The organism is Serratia sp. (in: enterobacteria) (genome assembly GCF_046715635.1).
Classification (GTDB): domain Bacteria; phylum Pseudomonadota; class Gammaproteobacteria; order Enterobacterales; family Enterobacteriaceae; genus Chania.
In genome coordinates this window covers 1-11,365 of the sequence record NZ_JBKJYW010000467.1, presented here as the reverse complement: position 1 = coordinate 11,365, position 11,365 = coordinate 1, and the positions used below count along the sequence as shown (strand labels likewise).

Genomic DNA, 11,365 nt, shown 5'->3' with positions numbered 1-11,365 from the left:
TTCTTCAACAACGTGCGGTAGGCAATGCCATTCCCCACGCTACCGTAGACCACCTGCGACTGAATGGTGATCACATCAATGGGTGGTGGCCGCAGTTTAGAGCCTTGTTGCATGTGGACTTCCTTGGTTCATTGTTATTCAAGCGCAACGGTCGGCAGTGGTAACTCGCCGAGGTAGGGAAGTTTAACCTATTGAAGGGCATGGCTACAGTATGTAGCGGGAGAGTTTGATGATTTTTCATTGGATCACTTGCGAGTTTTCCTACGGCTATTCGTGATAGGAATCACAAAGCTTACCGTTGCCGGTTGCCTGGCGATCGCGTCCGCGGTATTACTTGCGCTGTAGCCTAATGAGCTACCCAATCATTTTTATGATGGCGTGTTACTGCGCAAGCAGGCAAGACCAAAATAGAAATGCACTTCTTCTGCCGAAGGGGAGCATTTTCATTTTGGTCTTTTTTTTGCTTTTTTGCCGGGGAAAACCTATGGATTATAACAAGTTGGGCTTGGACATATTGGCACTGGTCGGAGGGAAGGCCAACGTCAGCAAACTGACACACTGCGCCACCCGCCTGCGGATGGAGTTTGCCGATGATAGCCGGGTGGATGCGAAAGCGATCGAGGCGTTACCTGGAGTGATCAGCGTGGTTGAGCGCGGTGGTCAGTTCCAGATTGTGGTGGGTAACAACGTACAGCAGACTTTCCGCGCGCTGCAAAAAGCGATCGGCCAACCGCTGGGCACACTGGGTGGACAACCGACGAGCAAAGCCAAGGGCGGTGTCTTTACGCAGATTATCAGCGTGATTTCAACCACCTTTACGCCGGTGATCCCGGCTATTACCGGCGCGGGGATGATCAAGGCGCTGCTGGCGATCCTCAAGTTAACTGGGGCGATCGGCGCGGCCAGCCCAACTTACCATCTGCTGGACACCATTGCTGATGCCGCCTTCTTTTTCCTGCCGGTGCTGCTGGCCTATGGGGCCTCGATCAAATTTGAATGTAACCCTATTCTGGCCATGACCATCGCGGGAGCCTTGCTGCATCCCAACCTTGCCCAGATGCTGGCTGCCGGATCGCCGATTGATTTTATTGGTATTCCGGTGCGGTTGGCGGATTATGCCGGTTCGGTGCTGCCGATCATCTTCACGGTGTGGCTGATGTCCTATATCGAGCGCTTTGCCGAGAAAGTCTCGCCGACCATGATTAAATTCTTCACCAAGCCGATGATCATCTTACTGGTCACTACGCCGCTAGCCTTGGTGGCGGTGGGGCCGTTCGGCATTTTCCTCAACGATCTGGTGGCCAGCGGCGCGGCGATTATCGATGGCAAGGCCAGTTGGCTGATCCCGATGTTAATGGGCGGCCTGCAACCGTTCCTGGTGATCACCGGCACCGCCTGGGCGATGACGCCTATCGCTACCGGCCAGTTGAGTAAAAACGGCTTTGAGATGATTAATGGCCCCGGCATGTTGGCTTCCAACATCGCCCAGGGCGCGGCAACCCTGTGCGTAGCGTTCCGCACCAAGAACAAGAATCTGCGTCAGTTGGCCTCTTCTGCCGGTTTCACCGCGCTGTTGGGGATCACCGAGCCTTCACTGTACGGCGTCACGCTGAAACTGCGTAAACCGCTGATCGCGGCCATGATCGGTGGCGGCTGTGCCGGTATCTACGCGGGCGTCAGCGGTTTGGTACGCTATGCCTTTGTCTCGCCAGGATTAGCGGCGTTACCGGCCTTTATCGGTGAAAATCCGATGAATATCGTGCACGCGCTCATTACCTGCGTCATCGCCATCGTTGTGACCTTTGCCTTGACCTGGATCCTGGGCTTTGAGGATCCGGTTGATGAAGACGGAGAGGCGGCAACAACAGACAGCGCACCGTCCGATCGCGACGCGTTGCTGTACAGCCCGCTAGCAGGCCAGTTAGTCGCGCTGGAACAGGTGAATGACGACGTATTCTCGCAAGGGCTGCTGGGTAAGGGCGTGGCAATTGTGCCTGAGCAAGGCGTGCTGCGTGCGCCAGTGAACGGGGAAATCGTGACTTTCTTACCTTCGAAACATGCCGTGGGCATTAAGGCCGATAACGGTATGGAAGTGCTGATGCATATCGGCATCGATACCGTCAATCTCAACGGTGAGCATTTCAGCTCTCAACTGCAGGTGGGCGATCGGGTGAAAACCGGTGATGAGCTGGTGCGCTTTGATATTGCCGCTATTACCGCGCTGGGTTACGACATCATCACCCCGGTGCTGGTGGTCAACAGTGAACAGTATCCGCACCTGAGTTGCCAGCAGCCTGGGCCGGTGAACTTTGGTGAGCAAATTGTCGCGCTGAATATCGAGGAGCAAAAAGCATGAAATACGAACAGCTGAACGATTTTCCGCCTGGCTTCCTGTGGGGAGCTTCAACCTCGGCTTATCAGGTTGAAGGAGCATGGGACGAAGACGGCAAAAGCCCTTCAATTGTTGATATGCTCGATCATCCCGTCGAGACGGCAGATTTTAAGGTGGCCAGCGATCATTACCACCGTTTCCGTGAGGACGTTAAGCTGTTTGCCGAATTAGGGCTGAAGGCGTACCGTTTTTCCGTTGCCTGGACGCGTATTTTGCCGAACGGCACGGGCGAGGTGAATCAGCCTGGCCTGGCGTTTTATCGTGACCTGATCGATGAATTGCTCAAGCACGGTATTGAACCGGTCGTGACGCTCTACCATTTCGATCTGCCCTATGTGCTGGAGCAACAGGGCGGCTGGAGCAACCGGCAGACCATCGATGCTTTTGTCGAGTATGCGGACGTGCTGTTCACTGCCTTTGGCGATAAGGTCAAATATTGGCTGACCATCAACGAGCAAAACACCATGATCCTGCACCCTGGAGCCATCGGTGTGCCGAAGGGCGGCGAACTACCTACCAAGGTAGTGCTTTATCAACAGAGCCACCATATGCTGGTGGCGCAGGCGCGGGTCATGGCCTTGTGCCATCAGCGCTGCCCCAAGGGGAAAATCGGCCCGGCGATCAACACCACTTCCATGTATCAGGAAACCTGCCATCCGTTGGATGCCATCGCCGCCCACAACTGGGAAACGCTGCGCTGTTGGAGCTTTCTGGATGTTGCGGTACATGGCCGATACAATGCGTTGGCCTGGCGCTATTTGCAGGATCGGGGTCTTGCCCCGGAAATTGCCGAAGGGGATGCGCAGTTATTGCTGCAAGGAAAGCCGGATTATGTAGCAATAAACTACTATTCCACTGCCACCATCGCTGCCAGCCGTGGCGATGCCTCGGATATCACGGCTCGTGCAGGGGATCAGCAAATCATGCTGGGTGAGCCGGGCGTGTATCGGGCAGCGGAAAACCCGTATGTCGACAAAACGCGCTATGGTTGGGTGATCGATCCCGTGGGCCTGCGGCTGACGCTGCGCAAGGTTTATGAGCGTTATCATCTGCCGATTTTAATTACTGAAAATGGCATCGGCGCGCCGGACCAGCTATTGTCTGGGGATATCATCAATGATGATTACCGCATTGATTTTATGCGTGCGCATATCGAACAAATGCAGTTGGCGATTAACGATGGTGTCGATCTGCTGGGTTACTGCCCGTGGGCGGCAATCGATCTGGTCAGCACGCATCAGGGCTATGCCAAGCGCTATGGCTTTATCTATGTCAACCGTGGCGAGCAGGATCTGCACGACCTGCGGCGTATCAAGAAGAACAGTTTTGCCTGGTATCAGCGCCTGATTGCCTCGAACGGCCAACAACGTGGATAACGCAGTGTAATGATGAAAGTCGTCAAGGTGCTCAATAACAGCCTGGTGCTGTCCACCGATAGCGATAACCGCGAAGTTATCGTGATGGGCAAGGGCATCGGGTTTAACAGCAAAGTGGGGGATGTGCTGGCTGCGGCCAGCATAGAAAAAGTCTATGTGGTGCACAACGGTCAAACAGGCCACGACCACCTACGCCTGATAGAAGCCACGCCGGAACAGCACATTGAACTGGTGCAGATGATCCTCAGGCTGGCCAACAGTCAGCTTGGCGGCCGGGTCAACGAACAGATCTTTTTTACTCTGGTGGATCATCTCAGTTTTGCAATTGAGCGCTGCCATAAAGGCATCATCATTCAGAACCGGCTACTGCATGAGGTTAAGCGCTTTTACCCACAGGAATTTGCCGTGGCGTTACAGGCGCTGGCGCAGATTAACCAGCGTTTAAATATCCTGTTGCCAGAAGCGGAGGCGGGGAACATCGCTTTTCATCTGGTCAATGGCCAGACCGACGTGCAGAGCATGGAACACACGCTACTGGCGGTGAAGATGCTGAAGGATATCTTCAACATTATCAAATACCATTTCCGCATCGATATCGCTACGGACTCGCTTAATTACTCGCGTTTCCTGCTGCATATGCAGTTTTTCATTCAACGCATGATCGATAACAAACAGGTGAAGTCGAAGGATGATTTCCTGTTCTCACAGGTGACGAAGGAGTATCCCGATGCCTATCGTTGCGCACTGGTGATCCGTGACTATGTGAAGAATCTGCTGGAAATGGAGATGTCCAATGACGAACTGCTGTATTTGGTCATCCACCTGACGCGGATTGTCGATCGGGACGATTAAGTTCGTTCTACGGCGCATTCACCGTAGCGATAATGGCTCAGAAATGCATTAGACATCATGGCTTGGCCGCGTGCATTATGCCAGATAACAACTGAGATGATGTGGGAAACGCAATGTCAGATCCTAATGCGCTACAGGGCCATGAAATCGCCGAGCCACCAAGCAATACTCAACTGTTTACTGGCTTTCTGATGCTTGGCCTGATCGGCTTTGGTGGGGTGCTGCCACTGGCGCGCAGCATGTTGGTGGAACAACGCCGCTGGTTAACCGCTGAGCAGTTCACCGAACTGCTGGGATTGTGCCAGTTCCTGCCGGGTGGCAACGTCATTAACCTTTCCGTGGCGGTGGGGATGGAGTTTCGCGGACTGCGTGGCGCGCTATGTGCCTTGCTCGGGCTGATCTGCGCCCCCACGGCAATTGTGGTTGGCCTGGGCGTGATTTATGCCCGCTACCAAAACGATGCCCATGTGCAACACGTGTTCGCCGGGTTGGCCGCAGCGGCGGCGGGTTTGCTGCTCTCAACCGCATTGAAAATGCTGCGGCCACTGTGGGGGAAAGGGTTGCCGTTAGCGATTGTTGCCATTGCTTTGGTGGCGATTGCCTGGCTGCGCCTGCCATTGCTGCCCACCATGCTGGTGCTGGCCCCGCTAAGTATTCTGCTGGCCTGGAGGAAACCGTCATGATGGCGGTGTTAATCTCGTTGGCGATCATTTTTACCGAGCTTTCACTGATGGCGTTTGGTGGCGGTTTTACCATCCTGCCGGAAATGCAGCGTCAGGTGGTGGAAGTACACCAATGGATGAGCGCCCAGGAGTTCAGCGCGCTGTTCGCCATGGCGCAGGCCGCACCGGGGCCGAATATGATGATCGTGCCGCTGATTGGTTGGCACGTCGCAGGCTGGGCCGGGCTGTTGGTTTCCTCTGTGGCCAAGTTTGGGCCGTCGTCCATTGTCACCATTCTGGTGATGGGCGCATGGCGGCGCTTTAAAGATAAACCCTGGCGGCGTATCGTGCAGGTTGGGCTGGTGCCGGTCACGGTCGGGCTGGTTGCCGCCAGCGGCGTGCTGATTGCCCAAGCTTCCGCGACCAACTGGCGGTTGGCGATATTAATTGTGTTAGCGACGCTGCTGAGTATGAATAAACGTATTCATCCATTATGGATCCTGGCGGGCGGAGCGGTGTTGGGGTTATTGATTGGGTGACGTCTTAACTTTCTAAAGGGCGTAGCATGCTGCGCCCCTGCGTAGCAATATATATCATTATATTTACCTTAATTAACTGACAGCGTAATTAAATTAACTAAATCGTCTAAGTAAATCATAAGGCTAATAATACGTAATGATTTTGTGATTAGACTCTTAAAATTAAAAAAACCTCTTTTTTTACATTGATAATCTTCTGGTGACAGGGTATTAATCAACTCGCCCTACTCTATTAGGGGGGTGTCTATGGAACGCTTAGAACTTGCATTGTTGGGCCAGATATCTGGCGGGTGAGGGAGGTAATGGCGGTGACCTTACTGATAACAGTGGCAAGACTCATGTTCATGGTAGTCGGCTAAAATTAATGTTTTAAATAAATCGTACCGGTTATATCAGCTTGGGTGAATGATATGAAAACACTTGTGCGTATTCTTGCTGCTTTGCTAGCTGTATTTCTAGCGTCTGCATTATTAACTGGGGCCGGAATATGGCCGTCAGGTTTGTTCGCTGCCCCAGCCAATATTTCTCGCTTATTGGTCTCTCTCTCGTGCTGCTACGTGGTGGGCAAACTGATATTTTGCGTAGTAGATCACTTCTACCCAAAGGAGTAGGTTGAAATAGCAATGCCTAGCTTTTAACCGGTTTAGCACGTAGGGGCGCTGCATGCTGCGCCCGTGGTCATTAATCTCATACCACCCGTTTTGGCAGGTGGCTTTTTTATTAAGGCAACTGACGATAATCCTCGTCGGAAACCGGTTCCAACCATTCATTAGAGGAACCCTCGGCCGGAACCGCCACGGCAATATGTGCAAACCAGCTATCCTGGGCTGCACCATGCCAGTGTTTGGCGCCTGCCGGGATATTGACCACGTCCCCGGCGGTAAGTTGGCGAGCCGGTTTATTCCACTCCTGATACCAGCCACGCCCACCGGTCACCAGCAAGATTTGACCGCCTTGATGGTGGATATGCCAGTTATTTCGACAGCCTGGTTCAAACACCACATTGCCAATGGCTACCCCTTCGGTGGTCAACATGCTCAGGTAGCTGGTACCGGTGAAATATTGCGCATAGGCGTTATTTTTTGGCCCTTTGGGGAAAATACCATTACCGTCAAATTTCTCGTTCATCTCTCTCACCGTCAAATTACGTCTGTTGCCATGAAGCAACCAAAATGGATGGCCGATGTGCTTGTGGCCGAGAGGAGAAAGTGTATTGCAAGGGAGATTCGATGATAAAGTAGCTAAATAGGGATACCCCTATGCAAATAATTCATTAGTCATGACCATGACCTGCAAGCACGTAGTCTTACCTGACGGCATTCTTAAGCACAAATATGGGTGGAAAGAAGCATGAAGCAGGCGTTTAAAAACGGCGTATTGGCATTACTGTTGTCCAGTGTGGCTGGGGCCGCCTGGAGTGAGCAAACCCTGGTGTTTGTTCGCCACGGTGAGAAGCCAGACAACCATAGCGGGCAACTGACCTGCAAAGGCTTTAACCGCGCCTTGGCACTGCCGGAGGTCTTAATCTCCCGCTTCGGTAAACCCGAAGCCATTTATGCCGCAGGCCCCAAGAAAAATAAGCTGGGCAGCTCCATGCGGGCATTGACTACCATCACCCCAACGGCCATTCGGCTCTCATTGCCGGTGAATATCCAGTATCATGCTGATGACATTGCCGAATTACAGACGGCTCTGTTGGATGAACGTTTGCGCAACGCCGTGGTGTTTATCTCTTGGGAGCATCACAACCTGGTGCAGGTGGTAAAAAATATTATCATCGCCGAGGGAGGTGACCCTCAACAGGTGACCAAATGGCCGGGGAGTGATTTCGACGGTATCTATGTGCTGACGATTAACCACGATGTACCAGACGATAAGATCCGCTTTGAACGTCAAACCGAAGGGCTGAATGGAGTCGCAGATAATTGCCCAACGGGGCGTTAATGGTGAATGAGTGAAGTGTTACAATTGCAAGGGACACCAGCTGCATGCGCCATTAGTATCGTGCTGGTGTCAGCAGTAATCTATTTCTGCACTATTTCATATTACCGTTTTCTAGTCGGTGTAAGTGCATGGCAACGCAAGGGGGGGTGTCATATAGCCCCGCGCCGCCGCCAGGGCAAGGTAAACATCCCCGGTTTGGAAAACATCACCAGGTTGCCCAACAGGATCAGGCACAGGCCGATCACCGCGTTCAGATGCCACTGATAGCCTTCATACAGAGTGGAAATTGTTAAAGCCACCAACGGGAACAGCAAGGTGCTGTAGGCAGCGGCCCCTGAGCCGATGCGGCTCAATAAGGTGAAATAGGCGGCAAAGGCGATCACCGAGCCAAAGATCGCCAGATAGAACAGCGAGCCCAGATAGCGAGTGGTGAATTCAAGTTGCAATGAAGCGCCCTGTGCCAGTGCGATGGCAAACATCAGCAGTGCGCCATAGCTCATGGCATAGGTGTTGGTGGAAAGCATATCCAACCCACGGCGTTGATGGCGTGTGCTGAGCATATTCCCCAGCGAGAAACCGTAGGTACCCAGAGCGCTTAACCCGATCCCTTTAAGTAACTCTGGCGCCATCTGGGTAGCCATCAGATCCTGCCAAAACAGCGCCATGATGCCGGTCATGCCTAACAGTGCCGCAGGCAGCAGGTTGGGGCTAGGGCGTTGGCGGAAGAACATCATGCTGTTAACCGCGTTGAACAACACCGCCATTGAGAAAATCACCGATTCCAGCCCGCTGCTGATATAGGCCGCCGCCAGGTAGAAACAGTAAAAGTTAAAACCAAACACACAGCAGCCCTGCAACATGCAGAACAGGTGGTCCCGCAGGCTGATGGCCCGCAGGCGGCGTAACGCCAGCATGGCCAGCCACATGATGGCGGCAGAAAGCAGGAAGCGGTAACCGATCGAAACGGGGATCGCCACCGTGCCTTGTTGCAGGGTAATCGCAATCCAAGTGGTGCCCCAAATCAGCACCACGGCAAGATACAGCAGCGTATTCATAGCTTCTCCTTGTAATGAGAGCGGGAGTATTCATCTTTTAGCACCGTCACGCTGTCAGCCTTTTGCGGCCAATTGCATATTCTTGCGCTTTTTTTGTAAAAAGCGCCCGGCGACAACTGGCATCCCGCGCCGCCACTCTTTAAACTGAAACGGCTTGGATCACAGGAATAGGGCAGCTATGGCATACCTGGCATTTGAAACACTGCACCAACATAAAGCCCGGTTGCACAACAGCGTGCAACTGGGATCTGGCGTGCAACTGGCGGCCTGGTCCAACTGCAACGACCGTATCACCCAGGAAAGTGCCGATCACCATACCCTCAGCCTGTACGTGGCGGAGGGTTACGAGTGCTATCAGAAGGTGCCAGGGGGCTGGCAGAACGGCGGCGGCCCGGATCGTTTTTGCATCATGCCGCGTCATTACGAATCCACGTGGGATGTACGCAGTAATCTCTCCTTTGTTCATCTGTATTGTACCGACCAGCATTTGCGCCATTTGGTGGAGCAGACCTGGGATCGCAGCCCGGCGTCCATCAACGTAGAGCCGCTGTCGTTTGCGGAGGATCCGCAGATCACGCTGCTGTATCGCCAGTTTTTACTTAATCACAATTGGCAAGACAGCGCTAACCAGCTGGCACTGAGCAGCGCCTCCACGCTGTTAATGTCACATATGCTCCAGCGCTACACCCAGTTGCAATGGCGGCTGCCCAGCGTGCGTGGTGGGCTGGCTCCGGCCGTATTGAAGAGGGTGCAGGAGTTTATCAATCACCACCTCGATCAACCATTGGTGCTGGCAGACTTGGCTGCTCAGGCAGAATTGAGCGAGTTTCATTTTGCCCGCATGTTTAAACACAGCACCGGACAGGCACCGCATCAATATGTGATGCAGGTACGGTTGCAACAGGCGGAGAAACTGCTACACAACACGCAGATGCCGCTCATCCAGATTGCGCTGGACTGTGGCTTTAGCTCGGCCAGCCATTTCAGCCACCGTTTCAAAGCGTTCTACGGTTTTACCCCGATACGGCTGCGGCAGCAAAGCCGCTAATCCCCTACAGGAGATAGAATATGGAACAACCCTTTTGTGGTGTTGAGGTACTGTTTGTCGCGGGTTTTGGCCCGATCACTCAGAACACCAACCAAAGTGCCGCGTTCTATCAGCAAGCGCTGGGGTTGCCCCTGAAGCCAATGGAAGGGAATGAGGACTATCTGCTGACCGAACACGATGCCTTGGCCGGTGTGAAGCACTTCGCGCTATGGCCTTTGGCGCAGGCCGCCAAATCCTGCTTTGGCCAGGAACAATGGCCACAAGATTTGCCGGTGCCGCAGGCGTGGATGGAGTTTGACGTCGCGGATATGGCGAAGGCCACCCAAACGTTGCTGGATCAGGGCTATCAACTGTTGGTAGCCAACCGTCTGGAGCCGTGGGGCCAGAGCGTCACCCGTTTGTTAAGCCCGGAAGGCTTGCTGGTTGGCGTGACCTTAACGCCCTGGATGCGAACTGCCCCATAACCCAGTGACTTTGCAGGGGGCGCGGTTTGCTGCGCCCGTTTAGACAGGAAAACGGTTATGGCAGAGGGAAAGCGGTCGGATTCTGGCTCATGACATCGATGAAGACGTCCTTAAATGACGCCCAGAAGTGCATAATGCCTGCCAGGTTGAAGGACATGCCCATCAGCCCCATCACAAACCAGCAGCTAGTGAACAACCCGAGGCTGCTGAACACAAACGCCATGCCGTTACGGCTGGCCTTGCGGCACACCACGTTCAACTGGCTGGCCAGAAACATCATCACTGCGCTCAGTAATTCCCAGCGCATCATAATAAAGCCAGTGGCTATGGTACTCATCGAAGGTGATCCTTTGCTACACATGCCGCAGCCAGCTCCTGGTATCAGACCTTGGGCTGAATGCGTATTGGATAGACAGTGGTTTAGGTTATTAGTGTGATCTGCGTCACATTGTAGCACCGGAATAATTGGTGCCTCAATAGCCGTTATGGCCTGTCTGACAAATCCCAGCAACATTCCAATATGTTGAAACATTTATGCCAAATCATTAGCAACCTTTTAATGTAGCACCCGGATTATTAACGCTATGCTTGCTGGCTTTTCGCCCAGCCAAACAGGTAAGACTCCGCGCATGGCCCAATTACAAGATCCATTCCGTGACCATCCCGCCGAAGAAACGTTGTTCATTCGCCGCGCCTGCGTAGCGATGGTCCTGGTCGTCGCCTGTTTTGGCTTACTGGTTTTCAACCTGTATCAGTTGCAGATCAAACAGCATGCGTTTTATCAGACGCGATCCAATCAAAACGACATCAAGATGTTGCCCATTGCCCCCCATCGTGGCCTGATCTTCGATCGCAATGGCATCCCGCTGGTGCGCAACATACAGCTGTACCAGATTGAAGTAACCCCCAGCAAAATCGCCGACATGGCTACGTTGCTGCAAGACCTGACGCCTATCGTCGATTTAACGCCGGACGACATCGCCGCCTTCCGTGACGATATGCACCACAATAGCCGCTATAAACCCGTTACGCT

The 11,365-nt window shown here is 53.4% G+C and carries 11 protein-coding genes and 2 pseudogenes; 9 read left to right on the top strand and 4 right to left on the bottom strand.

The annotated features are described in order from the left end of the window. Positions 1–113 (bottom strand): annotated as a pseudogene (locus tag ACLQ7H_RS24185) (pyridoxal kinase); the annotation flags it as partial. Positions 114–484: 371 nt separating this feature from the next. Between ACLQ7H_RS24185 and ACLQ7H_RS24180 the strand changes: the two are divergent. The 5 genes from ACLQ7H_RS24180 (at position 485) to ACLQ7H_RS24160 (ending at position 5,821) form a co-directional block, all read left to right on the top strand. Next, complete coding sequence (locus ACLQ7H_RS24180) at positions 485–2,356, top strand: beta-glucoside-specific PTS transporter subunit IIABC (protein ID WP_411754862.1); 1,872 nt, start codon at positions 485–487, stop codon at positions 2,354–2,356. Beyond that, positions 2,353–3,768, top strand: a complete 1,416-nt coding sequence (locus ACLQ7H_RS24175; RefSeq protein WP_411754861.1) for a glycoside hydrolase family 1 protein — start codon at positions 2,353–2,355, stop codon at positions 3,766–3,768. The genes ACLQ7H_RS24180 and ACLQ7H_RS24175 overlap by 4 nt, the downstream gene beginning before the upstream one ends. Positions 3,769–3,780: 12 nt before the next feature. Beyond that, on the top strand, positions 3,781–4,620 hold the full coding sequence (gene licT / locus ACLQ7H_RS24170) for a BglG family transcription antiterminator LicT (RefSeq protein WP_411754863.1): 840 nt from the start codon (positions 3,781–3,783) through the stop codon (positions 4,618–4,620). A 113-nt stretch (positions 4,621–4,733) separates the two neighbouring features. Continuing rightward, positions 4,734–5,303, top strand: coding sequence for a chromate transporter (locus tag ACLQ7H_RS24165; RefSeq protein WP_411754860.1), 570 nt, complete (start codon positions 4,734–4,736; stop codon positions 5,301–5,303). Continuing rightward, positions 5,300–5,821 carry a chromate transporter gene (locus tag ACLQ7H_RS24160; RefSeq protein WP_411754859.1) on the top strand — a complete coding sequence of 174 codons (522 nt, stop codon included), beginning with the start codon at positions 5,300–5,302 and terminating at the stop codon, positions 5,819–5,821. The genes ACLQ7H_RS24165 and ACLQ7H_RS24160 overlap by 4 nt, the downstream gene beginning before the upstream one ends. 720 nt (positions 5,822–6,541) lie before the next feature. On the opposite strand, the gene ACLQ7H_RS24155 is transcribed toward ACLQ7H_RS24160, so the two are convergent. Beyond that, on the bottom strand, positions 6,542–6,949 hold the full coding sequence (locus ACLQ7H_RS24155; RefSeq protein ID WP_411754858.1) for a cupin domain-containing protein: 408 nt from the start codon (positions 6,947–6,949) through the stop codon (positions 6,542–6,544). Between the two features lie 222 nt (positions 6,950–7,171). On the opposite strand from ACLQ7H_RS24155, the gene ACLQ7H_RS24150 reads away from it, so the two are divergent. Then, positions 7,172–7,765 (top strand): histidine phosphatase family protein, encoded by a 594-nt coding sequence (locus ACLQ7H_RS24150; RefSeq protein ID WP_411754857.1) that lies wholly within the window; start codon positions 7,172–7,174, stop codon positions 7,763–7,765. A gap of 149 nt (positions 7,766–7,914) precedes the next feature. Here the strand turns inward: ACLQ7H_RS24150 and ACLQ7H_RS24145 are convergent, their stop codons facing one another. Then, positions 7,915–8,820, bottom strand: a complete 906-nt coding sequence (locus ACLQ7H_RS24145; RefSeq protein WP_411754856.1) for a DMT family transporter — start codon at positions 8,818–8,820, stop codon at positions 7,915–7,917. Positions 8,821–8,998: 178 nt separating this feature from the next. Here ACLQ7H_RS24145 and ACLQ7H_RS24140 point away from each other — a divergent pair, with 178 nt between their 5' ends. Further along, positions 8,999–9,868 carry a helix-turn-helix domain-containing protein gene (locus ACLQ7H_RS24140; RefSeq protein WP_411754855.1) on the top strand — a complete coding sequence of 290 codons (870 nt, stop codon included), beginning with the start codon at positions 8,999–9,001 and terminating at the stop codon, positions 9,866–9,868. Positions 9,869–9,888: 20 nt separating this feature from the next. Then, entirely contained in the window at positions 9,889–10,332 is a 444-nt protein-coding gene (locus ACLQ7H_RS24135; protein ID WP_411754854.1) for a VOC family protein, read from the top strand. 55 nt (positions 10,333–10,387) lie between these two features. Here the strand turns inward: ACLQ7H_RS24135 and ACLQ7H_RS24130 are convergent, their stop codons facing one another. Then, on the bottom strand, positions 10,388–10,669 hold the full coding sequence (locus tag ACLQ7H_RS24130) for a YjcB family protein (protein ID WP_024530953.1): 282 nt from the start codon (positions 10,667–10,669) through the stop codon (positions 10,388–10,390). 292 nt (positions 10,670–10,961) lie between these two features. Here ACLQ7H_RS24130 and ACLQ7H_RS24125 point away from each other — a divergent pair. Further along, positions 10,962–11,365, top strand: a pseudogene (locus ACLQ7H_RS24125) (penicillin-binding protein 2); the annotation flags it as partial.